Origin of the sequence: Meridianimarinicoccus aquatilis (assembly GCF_004358675.1) — a bacterium.
Classification (GTDB): Bacteria; Pseudomonadota; Alphaproteobacteria; order Rhodobacterales; family Rhodobacteraceae; genus Meridianimarinicoccus; species Meridianimarinicoccus aquatilis.
This window is the reverse complement of sequence record NZ_SMZO01000026.1, coordinates 1-16,766: the sequence shown is the minus strand read 5'-3', so window position 1 is coordinate 16,766 and position 16,766 is coordinate 1. Positions and strand designations below refer to the sequence as shown.

The 16,766-nt window shown below is 58.7% G+C and carries 15 protein-coding genes and 1 tRNA gene; 10 read left to right on the top strand and 6 right to left on the bottom strand.

Going from position 1 to position 16,766, the window contains the following annotated elements; translation table 11 throughout:
* The first annotated feature begins 107 nt into the window (after positions 1-107).
* The 4 genes from xylF to xylB all read left to right on the top strand — a co-directional run bounded on the left by xylF (position 108) and on the right by xylB (position 4,717).
* On the top strand, positions 108-1,133 hold the full coding sequence (gene xylF / locus E2L05_RS12140) for a D-xylose ABC transporter substrate-binding protein (RefSeq protein ID WP_133343176.1): 1,026 nt from the start codon (positions 108-110) through the stop codon (positions 1,131-1,133).
* 106 nt (positions 1,134-1,239) lie between these two features.
* Positions 1,240-2,535 carry a sugar ABC transporter permease gene (locus tag E2L05_RS12135; protein ID WP_133343175.1) on the top strand — a complete coding sequence of 432 codons (1,296 nt, stop codon included), beginning with the start codon at positions 1,240-1,242 and terminating at the stop codon, positions 2,533-2,535.
* Complete coding sequence (locus E2L05_RS12130; protein ID WP_133343174.1) at positions 2,532-3,278, top strand: ATP-binding cassette domain-containing protein; 747 nt, start codon at positions 2,532-2,534, stop codon at positions 3,276-3,278. Before E2L05_RS12135 ends, E2L05_RS12130 begins: the two co-directional genes overlap by 4 nt.
* On the top strand, positions 3,278-4,717 hold the full coding sequence (xylB, locus tag E2L05_RS12125; protein ID WP_133343173.1) for a xylulokinase: 1,440 nt from the start codon (positions 3,278-3,280) through the stop codon (positions 4,715-4,717). The genes E2L05_RS12130 and xylB overlap by 1 nt, the downstream gene beginning before the upstream one ends.
* Before the next feature lie 159 nt (positions 4,718-4,876).
* On the opposite strand, the gene E2L05_RS12120 is transcribed toward xylB, so the two are convergent.
* Positions 4,877-5,290, bottom strand: a complete 414-nt coding sequence (locus tag E2L05_RS12120) for a DUF7282 domain-containing protein (protein WP_133343172.1) — start codon at positions 5,288-5,290, stop codon at positions 4,877-4,879.
* Between the two features lie 91 nt (positions 5,291-5,381).
* Positions 5,382-5,945, bottom strand: a complete 564-nt coding sequence (gene efp / locus E2L05_RS12115; protein WP_133343171.1) for an elongation factor P — start codon at positions 5,943-5,945, stop codon at positions 5,382-5,384.
* A 214-nt stretch (positions 5,946-6,159) separates the two neighbouring features.
* On the opposite strand from efp, the gene E2L05_RS12110 reads away from it, so the two are divergent.
* Together E2L05_RS12110 and E2L05_RS12105 are read left to right on the top strand one after the other, a co-directional pair.
* Entirely contained in the window at positions 6,160-6,474 is a 315-nt protein-coding gene (locus E2L05_RS12110; RefSeq protein WP_133343170.1) for a DUF6280 family protein, read from the top strand.
* A gap of 85 nt (positions 6,475-6,559) precedes the next feature.
* A complete protein-coding gene (locus E2L05_RS12105) occupies positions 6,560-8,017 on the top strand; it encodes a cobyric acid synthase (RefSeq protein ID WP_133343169.1) in 1,458 nt (485 codons plus the stop codon).
* 52 nt (positions 8,018-8,069) lie between these two features.
* Here the strand turns inward: E2L05_RS12105 and E2L05_RS12100 are convergent, their stop codons facing one another.
* Together E2L05_RS12100 and E2L05_RS12095 are read right to left on the bottom strand one after the other, a co-directional pair.
* Positions 8,070-9,467, bottom strand: a complete 1,398-nt coding sequence (locus E2L05_RS12100; RefSeq protein ID WP_133343168.1) for a TolC family outer membrane protein — start codon at positions 9,465-9,467, stop codon at positions 8,070-8,072.
* A 43-nt stretch (positions 9,468-9,510) separates the two neighbouring features.
* Positions 9,511-10,164: a protein-L-isoaspartate O-methyltransferase family protein gene (locus tag E2L05_RS12095; RefSeq protein WP_133343167.1), complete on the bottom strand. Its 654-nt coding sequence runs from the start codon at positions 10,162-10,164 to the stop codon at positions 9,511-9,513.
* A 148-nt stretch (positions 10,165-10,312) separates the two neighbouring features.
* On the opposite strand from E2L05_RS12095, the gene E2L05_RS12090 reads away from it, so the two are divergent.
* Positions 10,313-10,386, top strand: a tRNA-Cys gene (locus tag E2L05_RS12090).
* 33 nt (positions 10,387-10,419) lie between these two features.
* Here E2L05_RS12090 and E2L05_RS12085 read toward each other — a convergent pair.
* Complete coding sequence (locus tag E2L05_RS12085; RefSeq protein WP_208016254.1) at positions 10,420-11,964, bottom strand: cryptochrome/photolyase family protein; 1,545 nt, start codon at positions 11,962-11,964, stop codon at positions 10,420-10,422.
* Complete coding sequence (locus E2L05_RS12080) at positions 11,961-12,617, bottom strand: SDR family NAD(P)-dependent oxidoreductase (RefSeq protein WP_133343165.1); 657 nt, start codon at positions 12,615-12,617, stop codon at positions 11,961-11,963. The genes E2L05_RS12085 and E2L05_RS12080 overlap by 4 nt, the downstream gene beginning before the upstream one ends.
* On the opposite strand from E2L05_RS12080, the gene E2L05_RS12075 reads away from it, so the two are divergent.
* The 3 genes from E2L05_RS12075 to E2L05_RS12065 all read left to right on the top strand — a co-directional run bounded on the left by E2L05_RS12075 (position 12,616) and on the right by E2L05_RS12065 (position 16,617).
* Positions 12,616-13,728 carry a GNAT family N-acetyltransferase gene (locus E2L05_RS12075; RefSeq protein WP_165971750.1) on the top strand — a complete coding sequence of 371 codons (1,113 nt, stop codon included), beginning with the start codon at positions 12,616-12,618 and terminating at the stop codon, positions 13,726-13,728. The two genes, E2L05_RS12080 and E2L05_RS12075, sit on opposite strands and share 2 nt — an antisense overlap.
* Positions 13,729-13,982: 254 nt before the next feature.
* Positions 13,983-15,551, top strand: coding sequence for a 2-isopropylmalate synthase (locus tag E2L05_RS12070; RefSeq protein WP_133343163.1), 1,569 nt, complete (start codon positions 13,983-13,985; stop codon positions 15,549-15,551).
* A 289-nt stretch (positions 15,552-15,840) separates the two neighbouring features.
* On the top strand, positions 15,841-16,617 hold the full coding sequence (locus E2L05_RS12065; protein ID WP_133343162.1) for a PEP-CTERM sorting domain-containing protein: 777 nt from the start codon (positions 15,841-15,843) through the stop codon (positions 16,615-16,617).
* The last annotated feature ends 149 nt before the right edge of the window (positions 16,618-16,766 follow it).

Here is a 16,766-nt window from a genome sequence, read left to right as displayed (position 1 = left end):
CTGGATTTCCACATTTTTTATTTTGACAACAAAATTAATTGACGGCATGTTCCCCTCAGCCAGAAACGTCTGGTCGCCTGAAAAGGCAAAGCCAAGGGAGGCACTTTATGCACAAGTCACTCATCGCCGCGGCGGCGATGGCCGCTGGATTTGCGGCATCCGCTCACGCACAAGATCTGACCGTAGGCGTCAGCTGGTCCAACTTTCAAGAAGAGCGTTGGAAGACTGACGAAGCCGCAATTCTTGGCGCGCTTGACGCAGCCGGTGCGGAATATGTCAGCGCCGATGCGCAATCATCTTCATCCAAGCAGCTGTCCGATGTGGAAAGCCTGATCGCGCAGGGCGTCGATGCTTTGATCATCCTCGCGCAAGACAGCCAAGCTATCATCCCAGCGGTACAAGCCGCCTACGACAACGGTGTTCCGGTCGTTGGCTATGACCGCTTGATCGACGATCCGCGCGCATTTTATCTGACCTTTGACAACGTCGAAGTTGGCCGGATGCAGGCGCGCGCCGTTCTCGAACAGCAGCCCACCGGCAACTACGTGATGATCAAGGGCTCGCCAACTGACCCGAACGCGGATTTCCTTCGCGGCGGACAGCAAGAGGTTCTTCAGGCAGCCGTGGACGCGGGCGACATTACGATTGTCGCAGAAAGCTACACGGATGGCTGGTTGCCCTCTAACGCACAGCGCAACATGGAACAGATCCTGACAGCGCAAAACAACGAAGTCGACGCGGTCGTGGCCTCCAATGACGGCACGGCTGGCGGCGCAGTTGCAGCGCTGACCGCTCAAGGCATGGACGGCATCCCCGTATCCGGTCAGGACGGCGACCACGCCGCCCTGAATCGCATCGCGCTTGGCACGCAGACAGTCAGTGTTTGGAAAGACGCTCGTGATCTCGGCCGGACCGCTGGCGAAATCGCCGTTGCACTGGCAGGAGGCACTGCGTTGGCCGATATCGAAGGTGCCACCAAGTGGGAGTCGCCAACCGGAAACGAAATGGACGCACTGTTCCTTGAGCCAGTTCCGGTCACCAAGGACAATCTGACCACAGTTGTCGATGCGGGTTGGATTGCGCAAGAAACACTGTGTCAGGGCGTGACCAACGGCCCGGCCCCTTGCAACTGATCTGAATCCACCGGAAACGGCGGCAACGTCTGCCGTTTCCACCCCAGCCTTAAAGTCCCGCCCCGGCGCGTCAGCCTGACCGCCCTTCCCTTCGCGGAGCATCCCCATGACAGATACTTCCACGCCGCAAGCTGCGCCCAAGCGCAGCTTCGCCAAAACGCTCGAACTCGACACACGGTTGCTTGGCATGATCGGCGCATTCGCCATCGTGTGCATCGTGTTCAATATCCTGACCGGCGGTCAGTTCCTGACCCCGCGCAACATCTTCAATTTGACGATTCAGACCGTGTCTGTCGCGATCATGGCCACCGGAATGGTGTTCATCATTGTCACCCGCCACATCGACCTGAGCGTTGGATCCATCCTGGCCACTTGTTCTGCCATCATGGCGATGACCCAAACCTCGTTCCTTCCAGACGTTCTTGGCCTTGGCCTTGGCAACCCGTTGATCCCTTGGGTGACGATTGTTGTTGGTCTTATCGTCGGCGCCCTGATCGGCGCTTTCCACGGTTGGCTGGTTGGGTACATGGGTATCCCCGCGTTCATCGTGACGCTGGGCGGACTGCTCGTTTGGCGCAACGCCGGTTGGTACATTACTGATGGGCAAACGATTGGCCCGCTTGATAAGACATTCCAATCCTTCGGAGGGATTGGCGGCACGCTTGGCGCAACCGGGTCATGGATCGTGGCCGTACTGGCAACATTGGCAGCCGTCGGGACCCTGTTCAACTCCCGCCGGAACAAGGTCGCCCACGGCCAGACGCCCAAACCCATGTGGGCAGAGTTCAGCCTTGCCGGTTTGATCGCCGCAGGCATCTTCGGCTTTGTCGCCATACTAAACGCCTATCAGATTCCGACGCGGGTCTTGGAACGGCAGTTCAGCGCGCGCGGTGAAGTCATGCCAGACGGGTTCACTGCCTCCTACGGCTTGCCGATTTCGGTCCTCTTGCTGATCGCCACAGCGGTTGTCATGACCGTCGTTGCACGGCGCACCCGGTTGGGGCGCTATATTTTCGCAACGGGCGGCAACCCTGACGCGGCTGAATTGTCCGGTATCAACACACGCCTGCTGACCGTTAAGGTGTTTGCCATCATGGGCACCCTGTGCGCTTTGTCCGCTGTCGTCGCCTCGGCCCGCCTGTCGTTTCATTCGAACGACATCGGCACATTGGATGAACTGCGCGTCATCGCGGCGGCGGTCATCGGCGGCACGGCTTTGTCGGGTGGATTAGGAACGATCCACGGTGCGATCCTTGGCGCGTTGATCATGCAAAGCCTTCAATCAGGTATGGCCATGGTCGGCGTTGATGCGCCGTTCCAGAACATCGTCGTTGGCGCCGTTCTCGTTCTCGCTGTCCTGATCGATATCATCTATCGCAAGCGTACCGGAGGCAAAGGATGACCCCTCTTGTTGAAATGAAAGACATCTCGATCTCGTTTGGCGGCGTCCGCGCGGTCAATGGGGTGAGCATTGACCTTTATCCCGGCGAAGTCGTGGGCCTTCTGGGCCACAACGGGGCAGGCAAATCGACGCTGATCAAGATCCTGTCAGGCGCTTACAAGGCCGATAGCGGCGAGATTCGCGTCAACGGCAAGCCCGTGCAAATCAACAGCCCCCGAGACGCCCGCGACAACAGCATTGAAACGATTTATCAAACGCTGGCGCTGGCCGACAACCTTGATGCCACGGCCAACCTGTTTCTGGGGCGCGAGATCGTCACCGCCACAGGCATGCTGAACGACGCCAAGATGGAGGCGGAGACACGCAAGATCATGGCGCGTCTCAACCCCAACTTCCGCAAACTTCAGGAACCCGTCTCGGCCCTGTCGGGTGGCCAACGTCAATCTGTCGCCATCGCGCGGGCTGTCTATTTTAATGCGCGTATCCTTATCATGGATGAACCAACAGCCGCACTTGGCGTCCACGAGACAAAAATGGTTGCGGAATTGATTCAGGAACTGAAGGCCCAGGGCCTTGGGATTTTCCTGATCAGCCATGACACGCGCGAAATGATGGACCTCTGTGATCGTGTGTCGGTCATGAAAAATGGTGAGTTGATCGATACTTGCCGGGTTGAGGATGTGACCGAAGATGACATCCTCTCCATGATCATCATGGGCAAGAAGCCCGAAAAGGCTGCTTGATGTATATCGGGCTTGATCTTGGCACCTCTGGCATAAAGGCGCTGCTGATCGACGACGCTCAACGCGTGATCGATGAAGCCTCTGCCCCGCTTGAGGTGCAACGCCCCAACCCCGGATGGTCAGAGCAACGTCCCTCCGATTGGATCACTGCCGCCACGGCAGTGATGGATGCACTGGCGTCACGGAACACCTTGTCAGCAGTGCAAGGCATCGGGCTGAGCGGGCATATGCACGGCGCGACTTTGCTTGATGCGTCCGACAACGTTCTGCGCCCCTGCATTCTGTGGAACGATACACGCGCCCATGCCGAGGCGGCCGAGCTAGATGCGAATGCAGATTTTCGGGCGATTTCCGGAAATGTCGTGTTCCCCGGCTTCACCGCACCCAAAGTTCTCTGGGTACGCAACAACGAACCCGAAATTTGGGAACGGACGGCAAAGGTGCTGCTACCCAAAGATTACCTGCGGCTTTGGCTCACCGGTGACGCCGTCTCGGAACCCTCCGATGCGGCGGGCACGAGCTGGCTGGATACCGGCACACGAAACTGGTCAGACGTTCTTTTGGCAGCCTGCGGGTTGAGCCGTCAGAACATGCCAACACTGGTCGAAGGATCGGCGCCGTCAGGGACGCTGCGCCGTGAAGTGGCCGATCTTTGGGGCCTGCCAGCGGCCGTCGTGATTGCAGGCGGCGGTGGGGACAATGCCGCTTCTGCCATCGGCGTGGGCGCTGTGAAGGCTGGTCAGGCGTTTGTCTCTCTGGGAACCTCTGGGGTGCTTTTCGCCGCCACTGACAGCTACAGCCCGGCACCGGAAACGTCGGTACACACGTTCTGCCACGCGGTGCCGAATACTTGGCACCAGATGGGTGTCATCTTGTCGGCCACGGATAGCCTGAATTGGTATTCCCGGTTGACCGGACAGGATGCGGCAACGCTGACCGGCACACTTGGCGCGCTTCAGGCTCCCGGCCGCACGCTGTTCATGCCCTATCTGGGCGGGGAAAGGACGCCACACAATGATGCAGCGGTGCGCGGTGCGCTGATCGGGCTGGAACACGCCACCGATACCGCAGCGGGGACTCGGGCCGTGCTCGAAGGCGTGACCCATGCGTTACGTGACAATTATGAGGCGCTTCAGGCCACGGGAACAAGGTTTGACAGCTTGATCGCCGTCGGCGGTGGCAGTAGGTCGGAGTATTGGCTAAGGGCCATTGCAACGTCGCTGAACGTTCCGGTTGATATCCCCGAAGCGGGTGATTTCGGTGCCGCTTTGGGGGCGGCACGCCTTGGGCTGATGGCTGCGAGCGGCGCCGGTATAGACATCGCAACGCCCCCCAAGATCGCCGCGACCATAGACCCGGACCCGGCTTTGCGAAGGGCTTTTGACGACGCGCATGCCCGCTACAAAGAAACATACCGCGCCCTCAGAGAGCTTTCATAAAAGATCCTGACATGGTGACGTCTGACCTGCCTTATGCATGGCACGCCGACGCCCCATTGAAAAATCTGAAACACCCAGTATCGCGCCTGTGACAGTCATCCTGCCACAGGCGCGCATTCACGCTGTAATCGTCAAGGGGAAACTGGTGAAAGCAATGCGTTACTGCGCTGTGATCACGTCCATGACAAGATTGCCGTCTATCCGGATCGGGCCATCTTCCTTTGCGCCAAGCGTGTATTCGAAAATACCCGTCTGCATGCCGCCAGCTTCGGAATGAACCATCAGCATAAGCATCTCGCCGGGCTCCACAGCTTCGGTCAGGATCGCGGCAACATCGGCTGTTTCACCTGCACGAATTGGCGCATGGCCAACAACGGGGCCGGGCTTCATATCAGCATCGGTGCGGTGCACGACCAGCCAGCCGTTTTCATTGGCAACGATCTGCTCGGCGCTGACAACACCATTGGCAACGCTTTGATCGTGCGCTTCGACCATCGGAGCCATACCGTGTCCGGCCGCCAGCGCGGCGCTTGCGGACAGTGCAAAGGCAAAAGCGGTGGGAAAAATCTTCATGAGAACTCCTGTTGGCTACGCACGCCGATATGACGTGGACAACAGAAGATACGGACGGATGTCTGAAAAGGTTTCACCCGCCCGCAAGAATTTATGCGCGCTCTGCGTATTCCATCGTTTCTGTATTCACGATGATGTCTTCGTCCTGCCCCACAAAGGGCGGGACCATGACCTTCACACCGTTTTCCAAAATCGCAGGCTTGAAACTGTTTGCCGCAGTCTGGCCTTTCACCACCGGCTCTGTCTCGGCGATTTTGCAGGTCACCTTTTGCGGCAATGTCGCGTTCAGGGCTTCGCTCTCGTGGAATTCCACAACAATAGTCATGCCATCTTGCAAGAATGGACGACGATCCCCCAAAATTTCTGAAGGTAGCTCAATCTGTTCGTAAGTTTCTGTGTCCATGAACACCAACATCCCGTCACTCTCATAGAGGAACTGCTGGTCTTTTTGCTCCAACCGAACACGCTCAACTTTGTCGGCTGACCGAAATCTTTCGTTAAGCTTGGAACCATTGCGCAGGTTGCGGAGTTCTACTTGTGCGAACGCGCCACCTTTGCCCGGTTTGACATGATCAACTTTCACAGCGGCCCACAGGCCACCATTATGCTCAAGAACATTGCCGGGGCGGATTTCGTTTCCGTTGATCTTGGGCATTACTGGACCTCTTTACGAAAGGTTGAAACATTATTTCCCGCACCTATATCCACCCTTCGCAAAGCAGGCAAGACACAGGTCGAGCCTGTATATCGATGTCTAGCTATGCATTGGGGTCAATTGTGGTATGACAAAATTGCAATACCGAATCGGCGCGAAAAGGGCATAGTGCCCTTCACCCCAAAGATGCAAGAGCAAGAATAAAGGAACCCACATGGGCGAGTTTGTTGACGGCACCGCGTACAGCCACGAGCAAGGCAACCGAGCGAAGAAATTATTTGCGGCTGTCGTTCTGGCAGCGTTAGATGACGCGATCGCGGATGACAAGAAATATGGAAACGGCCCCGAGCAAATCGCACGCTGGGCGCGGTCGCGTGATGGACGCGAAGTTCTGAGCTGCGCGGGTATTGACCCGAACGAACGGGTTGTATCCGGCTTGATGGATTTCGTCGGCAAAGGCGTTCGGACGTCTGTCGCACTGTCGCGTGAAGAAAGTGAACGCCGCAGCCAGCAGGCCGAAGCAGCCTGATCCGACACTGATAGCATTACAAAAGGCGCGCCGCTTGGCGCGTTTTTTTTCGCCTGACGCCCTCGACGCCTCCGCAGGAATGCCCATGACCAAGGCCATCATGATCCAAGGCGCCGGATCGAATGTCGGAAAATCTCTGGTCGTTGCCGGGTTAGCACGGGCCTTCACCCGGCAAGGATTGCGGGTTGCCCCGTTCAAACCGCAGAATATGTCCAACAATGCGGCTGTCACGATCGACGGCGGTGAAATAGGGCGCGCACAGGCGCTTCAGGCGCGCGCGGCTGGGCGCGACCCCATCGTCGATATGAACCCCGTTTTGCTGAAACCTGAAAGAGAACGTGGAGCGCAGGTCATAGTGCAGGGCAAACGAACCGGCACGCTGAAGGCGCGGGACTATGCAAAACACAAACCGCATTTGATGGCCGCCGTTTTAGACAGCTTCAAACGCCTGTCTGAAGAATGCGATCTGGTCATCGTTGAAGGCGCCGGAAGCCCTGCCGAGATCAATCTGCGCGCCGGCGACATTGCAAATATGGGATTTGCCGAAGCGGCGGGCGTGCCGGTTGTGCTGGTCGGCGACATTGACCGAGGCGGCGTCATCGCGCAAATCGTGGGCACGCACGCCGTGTTGCCCGTCAGCGACCGGGACCGCATCCGCGCCTTTGCCATCAACAAGTTTCGCGGGGACCCAAGTCTGTTTGATGACGGCCTGACAGAAATTGAAACCCGCACAGGCTGGCCTTCGCTTGGGGTCATTCCATGGTTCGACGAGGCATGGCGTCTTCCGGCCGAAGATATCATGGACATTCGCAGTCATGCGGGTGACGGCTTCAAAGTTGCCGTGCCAAAGTTGCGCCGTATCGCCAATTTCGACGATCTCGACCCTCTTAATGCCGATCCCTCCGTGGATGTTCAGATCGTGCAGTCAGGGCAGCCCCTGCCCGGCGACGCCGACCTTGTCCTGATCCCCGGCAGCAAATCCACCATTTCTGATCTGGCCGACTTTCGTGCACAAGGTTGGGACATTGATCTTGTGGCTCATGTGCGTCGCGGGGGGCATGTGTTGGGGATTTGCGGCGGGTACCAGATGTTGGGGAAGACCATCGCAGACCCAGACGGCATCGAAGGTTTTCCCCAAACAGTGGATGGCCTGGGCTTGTTGGACGTGACCACTGTCATGACGCCCGAAAAGCACCTCTCCCTGAATCAGGTGAGATATCTGCCCACCGGTGACGTTTTGACGGGGTACGAAATCCATGTCGGGCGGACGGAAGGGCCAGACACGAACGCGGCATGGCTAGATGTGCGAGGTGCGCGTCAGGGCGCACAAAGTGCCGATGGCCGTGTTCAAGGATGCTATCTGCACGGACTGTTTGCCGCCGACAACTTCCGCGCCAGCTATCTGTCGGGATTGGGGCATAAGGGCCAGTCATATCAGTTCGAAGCGGGGGTAGATGCCGCGCTTGATGCCTTGGCTGCGCATTTGGAAAGGCACATGGACCTGCGTCAGTTGCTTTCCCTCGCCAACCCCGTAGCGCATTAAAAAAGCGCGCCTGACTGAACAAGCGCGCTTTGACTGGGTATGGCAGCAGAGTTTACTGCCGCCCGATGCTTTTCAACACACGGTCCAGTTGGATACCCTGTTCGCTTCCTATGACCGGCGCATTGCTGACGGCATTGTAATAGGCTGCCGGGTCATAGGTTGTCACCGGCAGACCAAGATAGTCCGCAGTCAAACGGCCCATAGACGCCAGCAGTGCATAGACCGCACGCTGCTCTTGCGCGCTTGCGCTGATCCGGCTTGCTTGCGCATCCAGAAGATCCTGTTCGGCATCCAGCACATCCAGTGTGGTGCGTGCACCAAGCGTGGCTTCTTCGCGCGTTCCGTCAAAGGCGATTTGCGCCGCCTCAATCTGACGGCCCGTCGCAATCAAACTTGCGCGGGACACATCGCGCACGGCCCATGACCGCCCCACAAGCTCAGAAATCTCAGCCGTGGTGCGTAGCAACTGTGCACGGCTGTTATCGCGCTGCGCCTTCGCTTGACGGAACACCGAATTCAACTGACCGCCGCGGTAGATCGGCCCGCGCAGAGTCAGACTGACGCCCGCGTCCTCATCGAAGTTTGTACGTCCAAACCGGTCTTCGGCGTTGGAGTACCCAACAGATGCCGATGCGCTGAGGGTCGGAAGCACAGCCGCTTCGGCGCTGTTGACGTTAATCTCGTCAACCGTAACCAAACGCTGGGATTGCAGAATTCGTGGGTGACTGCGCAGCGCAATGTCCCGTGCCGCCGTCTCGGTTGGCGCTGCTTCGGGCAAGCTTGGCGGTGCGGCAAGAACGCCAGGATATCGGCCAACTTCCAAGTTGTAGAGCTCGCGCCCAGTCTCAAGATCGCCTTCGGCCGCAACCAGATCTGCCTCGGCTTGTGCCAAGCGGGCTTCGGCTTGTGCCACGTCGGTGCGGGTGACTTCACCGACTTCGAAACGATCCCGCGCTGCGCGGACTTCTTCGTTCAGAACGCGCACCGAGTTTCGGCGCAGCTCGACAGTTTCAACGGCCGCATACACGGTCATATACGCATCAACCGCATTGAACAGAACGGTCTGCTCTTGAACGATCAGCCCCTCTCGTGCCGCGAGAACAGCCTCTTTGGCGGCTTCAAGCGCCATGCGATTGCGGCCACCGGTATAAATTGCCAGTTCTGCGATCAGATCCAGGCTGGTGCTGAATGTGTCCTGAAAGCCCGATGAACTAGGGTTCCCATCGTACCCGTAGGATTCTGAAATCTGGTAATCCAGTGTGGGGCGCAGTGCGCTGACAGCGCCAGCCACATCTTCGTCCGCGGCTCTTAGAACCGCACGGCTTTGGTCCAGAAGATCACTGTTGTTATACGCGGATACCAATGCGTCCGTCAGCGTCTCAGCACTGGCCGGAAACGCAAGAAAAGTTCCCATCGCAAGTGCGGCAAGCCGCCCAACCGTCTTTGACATGTGCTTCACTCGTCTGTTCCCCCAGAGTCCGGCCGCGCCGCACTCAAAAAGCAAAATCGGCGGTTTTTTCAAAGCCGGGCAATACAGGTGCACCAGCGTTGAAATCGAACCGCCACGTAATTTTCCCATTCAGCTTATAACCAATCCGCACAACGCCAAGAGCGTCCTCGGCAAAAATGGCCGCGATCCGACCACCTTCCTTGAGTTGTGCCAGAATTGCATCACCAATCTGCACCACGGCGCCTTCGATCACGATGACGTCATAGGGTCCGTGCTTTGGGGCGCCTTCAACAAGCGGCGCTTCGATCAGCGCGACATTGTCCACGCCTTCCGACGCGAGCGTGCGTTCGGCTTCCTTGGCCATATCAGGGTCTTCTTCGATTGCCACGACGGCTTCAACCATCTTGGCGATAACCGCGGACGAATAACCGTAGCCACACCCCAAATCGAGCACCAGGTCATCTGCCTGTAACACCAGCGCATCGAGCATCTTGGCGAATGTGCGCGCCTCCAGCAGGACCCGGTGAGGGGCCAGCGGAAGGTTCTCGCCGACATACGCGGCTTCGACTTTATCGTTCGGAACGTAAAGTTCGCGCGGAACGCTCAACAATGCGTCTATGATGGGAAACTTGGTCACATCCGACGGACGGACCTGGGTGTCGACCATCATCAAACGGCGTGTCTTGAAATCGGGCATGTCGGCTGACCCCTGTCATGGATGCTGTTGCAGCGGAATTGCCACGAAATCTCAGGGGCGGCAACCTATCAAGACACCCACGCGACCAATAGCCCTGAACCTGCTTGCACCTGCCCGATCCTTGGGCTATTCCCCGCGACACCGGTTCGGCGAGTTGGCGGAGTGGTTACGCAGCGGATTGCAAATCCGTGTACAGGAGTTCGATTCTCCTACTCGCCTCCATAAATCTCTAAATGACGGTTCGACATACCAGCCCTATACTGGCTTGTTATCGCTGAGATTTCTCAGCAGCGTATCGGCGTCGGATAGGACCGTTTCGCGGCGGTTTTCATCCATCTTGTCCCATGTACGATACATCTGACCCATGCGGGGATTTGACTCGAACCGGGCCCGGTGACGGATCAAAAAGTGCCAATACAGCACGTTGAACGGGCACGCTTTCTCGCCGGTTTTGGCGCTGACGGAATAGGCGCAACCCTTGCAATAGTCCGACATGCGGTTGATGTATGCCCCTGAAGACACGTAAGGTTTTGAGCCGACCACCCCGCCATCAGCGAATTGGGACATGCCGATCACGTTCGGGGCTTCGACCCATTCATAGGCGTCGGCGTAGACGGCGAGGTACCATTCGTGGACTTCGGCGGGGTTGATGCCCGCGAGAAGAGCGAAGTTTCCCGTGACCATCAGGCGTTGAATATGATGGGCATAGGCTTCGCTGCGGGTTTGAGACACGGCGGCGGCCATGCAGGCCATCCGGGTTTCGCCGCCCCAATACATGTCAGGCAGTTTCCGTTGATGATTCAAGGCGTTGCGGCGAGTGTAATCCGGGCCTTCGCGAAAGTAGATGCCGCGCACGAACTCGCGCCACCCGATGATCTGGCGGATGAATCCTTCGACGGCGTTGATTGGGGCTTTGCCATTTTCATACGCCTTTTCAGCCGCTTGGCATACCTCGAGAGGGTCCAAAAGGCCTGCGTTGATATAAAGACCGAGCACCGCGTGGGACAAAAACGCGTCGTCTTGCAACATCGCGTCCTGATAATCCCCAAAGGTTTCAAGGCGTTGGTCGACAAAATGATCCAGCGCTTGTCGTGCCTGATCTGCGTCTGTGGCGAACCAGAATGGCCGCAAGGCACCGAAATTGCTTGGAAATTCACGCTCGACCAAATCCAGCACTTCATTCACGGTGTCATCGGGCGCAAACCGCGACGGACCTTCTTGAAAAAGATCCTTACCTTTCGCGGGCTTGCGGTTGTCGTGGTCGAAGTTCCATTGCCCGCCCACAGGCTTTTCGCCGTCCATCAAAAGGCCCGTCTTGCGGCGCATGTCGCGATAGAAATACTCCATGCGAAGCTGCTTGCGCCCCTCGGCCCAAGCGTCAAATTCGGTTTGGGTCGCGACAAACCGGGTGTCGGAAAGCTGTATGATTTTTGTAGGAGTCTTGTAGGAGTCAGGGTCCGACAGCGCGTCGCGCAAGCGCCATTCGCCCGGTTCCGTCATGAGCACCTCGTTCGCGCCATGTTGATCGGCCCGGCGCGCCAGTTCGCCCGCGATGGAGTGCGTATTGTCGGGATCATCGAGGCGAGTGTAGGCGACCTGCCAGCCCTCGCGGATCAAGCGCGCGGCGAACTTGCGCATGGCGGCAAAAAGGAACGCGATCTTTTTGGGGTGGTGCGGGGCATAGGTGGCTTCGGCGCGCACTTCGGCCATCACGACAAGGTCGGTGTCCTTGTCGGCTTCGATCAGGGCCGACAGGTTTGGCGAAAGCTGGTCACCCAGAACAAGGACAACGCGGCTCACCACGGGATCTCCCGCCCGGCATAGTCGAAAAAGCCGCCGGTCTGGTCGGGGGTCAGGTTTTCTACCACGTCGATGAGGCGGCGGGCGGCGATATCGGGGGTCACTTTGTCATGGTCCGGATAGTCCCGAGTGAAGCGTGTGGCGACGGTGCCGGGATGCAGGCAGGCCAGGATCGCGTGTTTGTGGCTGCGGGCGATTTCGATCGACGCACCGTGGATCAGCGCGTTCAGAGCCGCCTTTGACGCCCGATAAGAGTACCAGCCCCCGAGGCGATTGTCGCCAATGGAGCCGACGCGGGCCGATAGTGCGACGAACATCGCCCGCCGGTCGCGGGGCAACAGGCGCAGGGCGTGTTTCAGGACCAAGGCTGGACCAAGCGCGTTGAGTTGCATCTGGGCAAGGAATTCATCGGGTGCGAATTGGCGCAGGGATTTTTCCGGCCCCTGCCCGGATGTGAGCGCGCCGGTGGCGACGAAAATCAGGTCGAACGGGCCTTGGATGGATTTGAGCGCGGCTTCGACGCTGGTCTCGTCGGTGATGTCGAGGCCCGTGGCGCGGGAGAGGCCGGTCACCGCAGTGTCGCGGCTTTCAAGCTCTGCCCGGAGTGCTTGGCCGATGCCGCCCGTGTCGCCGATGAGAAGTGCGCTTTTCATGATCGCTCCGTTACCTGTGGTGGGTTTATCTAGTGCAGGGGGCGCCGGGGCAAAGGCCGGGCTTTGCGGCGCGCCGCGCATGTGCTTGGCTGTGCGAAAGAATGACGAGGGCAAAATGATCCGGCAGGCAGTTCAAGACGATGCGGCCGCAGTGCAGGCAATCGCGGTCGCAGCTTATGCGCAATACGTGGCGGCCATTGGGCGAAACCCGGCCCCGATGGATGCCGATTATGGCGCGGTCATTGCGGCGGGTCATGTGCATGTGAGCGTGGACAGCGGCGGGGCCGTGGACGGGTATGTGGTGTTCTTTCCCGAAGACGGCGCGATGATGCTGGATGCGGTCGGTGTCCGGCCCGATGCGACGGGGCGCGGATTGGGGCGTGCGTTGATCAGTGTGTGCGAAGACCACGCGCAGGCGGCAGGACTGCAGGCCGTGCGCCTTTACACCAATGCCGCCATGACCGCGAATTTGGCCATGTATCCACGGCTTGGCTATCGGATGACGGAGCGGCGTCATAACGAGGGGTTTGATAGGGTGTTCTTTGAGAAACGACTCAACCGCGCATTGGCGCCCATGCGCAGCAAGTTGCACGAGAGGTGGCAAGGCAAGACGATGCGGAAGACGACTGAAGCAGACAAAGATGCGATACTTGCCCTTTATCCATTGGCATTTCCGGACGAAGAACTTCGCCCCTTAGTTGATACGCTGTTGAGTGGCCCCGATCCGATTGTGTCGCTAGCGATGTTTGAAGGCGGAAATGTGGTGGCACATGTTTTGTTCACGATCTGCCAGAACGGCAAGGCCGCGTTGCTTGGCCCCTTGTGCGTTTCGCCCGAGCTGCAAAAACAAGGTTTGGGCAGTGACGCCGTTCGAGCAGGGTTCGAAACCTTGTGCAAGAACGGTGTGGAGCAGGTCTTTGTTCTGGGGGATCCAGCGTATTACGGTCGCTTTGGGTTCGAACAAGAGCGCGCAGTGACCACCCCTTGCGCGATTCCGGCGGATTGGGCGGCGGCGTGGCAATCGCTGATCTTGCCGGGTGGTACGCCGCTGGACGCGGGAACGCTTGTCGTGCCAAAGCCGTGGCGCGACCCCGCGCTTTGGGCGGGTTAGCCCGCGCGACGCTGCAGGTGCAGCACATTTCTTGGGTTTTCAACGCAGTTTGCGCCGACTATACGGTGTTGCATGACACACGGGTCCACATCCATCTGCCCTGCCCCGCGCGCCTCTGCGCTGCGTGCAGCGCCTTTGCGTCTTCTAGGTCTTAGCCGCCTCTGAGCGTGCCTTTTGGCGCGACCGCTCAGAGGTTTGTGCCGCGCCGCTTCACCCGCTAAAGACCGTTTCAAGATTTCACAGGACGACAGACCATGACCCCAACATCCAAAGACCGCGTCAAGATTTTCGACACCACGCTGCGCGATGGTGAGCAGTCGCCGGGCGCGACCATGACCCATGCCGAGAAGCTGGAGATTGCCTCCATGCTGGATGAGATGGGCGTTGATATTATTGAGGCGGGCTTTCCAATTGCCTCGGATGGGGATTTCGAGGCGGTTCGCGACATTGCCAAACTGTCACGCGAGGCCACAATCTGCGGTTTGGCTCGCGCCAATCTGACAGATATTGACCGCTGCTGGGAAGCCGTGCGCGAGGCGAAACGCCCCCGAATTCACACGTTTATCGGCACCTCGCCGTTGCACCGCGCGATCCCGAACCTGACCATGGATGAAATGGCGGAGCGGATTCACCAGACTGTCAGCCATGCGCGCAACCTGTGCGAAGACGTGCAGTGGTCGCCCATGGACGCCACGCGCACCGAGTGGGACTACCTCAAGCGGGTTGTTGAAATCGCGATCAAGGCCGGAGCGACGACGATCAACATTCCCGACACAGTGGGCTATACCGCGCCGGTTGAAAGTGCCGACCTGATCCGCCGCTTGATCGCCAATGTGGATGGCGCAGAGAATGTGACCTTTGCCACCCATTGCCACAATGATCTGGGCATGGCGACGGCGAACGCATTGGCTGCGGTGGATGGCGGCGCGCGGCAGATCGAATGCACGATCAACGGGCTGGGCGAACGGGCCGGCAACACCGCCTTGGAAGAGGTCGTGATGGCCATGCGGGTGCGCGGCGATATCATGCCCTATGAGACCGGCGTTGACACCACCAAGATCATGGCCATTTCGCGCCGGGTCGCCACCGTCTCTGGGTTTCAGGTGCAGCCGAACAAGGCGATTGTCGGCAAGAACGCTTTTGCCCATGAAAGCGGGATCCATCAGGACGGGATGCTGAAGAACGCGGAGACGTTCGAGATCATGCGCCCATCGGATATCGGGCTGGCGGAAACCAGTTTGGTCATGGGCAAGCATTCGGGCCGGGCGGCGCTGCGCGCCAAGCTGAAGGATCTGGGGCATGATCTGGGCGACAACCAGCTGAAGGATGTGTTCGTGCGGTTCAAGGCGCTCGCTGACCGCAAGAAGGAAGTCTATGACGAGGATCTGATCGCGCTGATGTCTGACGCATCGGTCGAGGCGGGGAACGAACATCTGAAGGTGAAGTTTCTGCGCGTGATCTGCGGCACCGAAGCGCCGCAATCTGCCGACCTGACGCTGACTGTGAACGGGGTGGATCATCAGGTGACTGCGACCGGTGACGGGCCGGTGGACGCCACGTTCAACGCGGTCAAGCAGATCTTTCCGCACAACGCGCGGCTGCAGCTGTACCAGGTACACGCGGTAACCGAGGGCACGGATGCGCAGGCAACCGTGAGCGTGCGCATGGAAGAGGACGGGCGCATCGTGACGGGCCAGTCGGCGGATACCGACACGGTCGTGGCCAGTGCCAAGGCGTATGTGTCGGCGCTGAATCGACTGGTCGTGCGCCGCGAAAAGGTCGGAAGCGACCGCAAGGAAGTCAGCTACAAGGACGTTGGCTGACAGCCATACATAGGCAAGTGGGTGGGGGGCCTGGGCCATCGGTCCGGGTGCCCGGCTCACACAGCAAGTCCGACGATTAACTTTAAACCAAGTTTAATTTAAGCTGTAGTTGGCAAGACTAGCGCAAAAGACGAGCAGTTTTTTATTTGACGTCAAGTGCATACGCTAGAGTTTTACGAAATCCGTCGTCAAACTGGGCTAACAGCCCCAAAAAACGCATGAAATCAATACTTGCCGCAACAAAAATACGCAGTATTCCTTGCGGCACTAGGCGATTTGGGAGTTTCACATGACCTATTCAAGAGTTTTTGCGGCAAGTGTTGTCGCGCTTGGCCTTTGTGGCGCATCCGCACATGCCGCTGCGGTTGATCTGACCAACTGGATCGAGAACGGGAAAACGGGCAACGGCGCCGGGACCTGGACCGTTTCGGCCGCCAAGGACTCGGTCTTTCAGTCAATCAACGGGCAGCCAACCGTATTCTTTGACCCCGGCAACGACGCTCAGGGAAATCAACTTGGCGGGACCATCAAGGTCGAGACAACTGGCGACGATGATTACATCGGTTTTGTGCTGGGGTTTGACGCAAATGAGTTTGGCAGCACCAATGCTGATTTTTGGCTGATCGATTGGAAGCAGGGGGCTCAATCTGGGTCGCCAGGCGCAGGTCTGAGGCTGAGCCACGTCACAGGAAATGTCGGCGCTGCGTCAACAAACGATTTTTGGGCCCATAACGGAACGGTGAGCATCGTTCAAACTGCGGCAAATCTGGGCGGTACCGGCTGGGCGGACAATACCGAGTATTCGTTTGACCTTGAGTTCACCAAAGACCTGATCGAAGTGAAGGTCGATGGCGTAACCGAACTGACCTATACCAGCACCGACCACGGTGCCCAGTTCGAAGACGGTGCCTTTGGCTTCTACAACTATTCACAGTCAAGCGTGCGTTATGCCGGGATCACTCAGGTTCAAGCACCATCCGAAGTGCCCGTGCCGATGGCCCTGCCGCTGATGGCCTCTGGCCTTGGCGCCCTTGGCTTTCTGGGCATGCGTCGCCGCAAAGGCTGACGGCGCCTTCGACGAAGACCGCAAAAGGCCCGGTTCACGCCGGGCCTTTTTGCTTGCCCGGCATGGCCCCATCCTGACCGGCATGGGCTGATACGGGGGCGTATGTCGGCAAGGCTGCGCGCCCCTTGGGTGTCAGCGCATAGACCCCT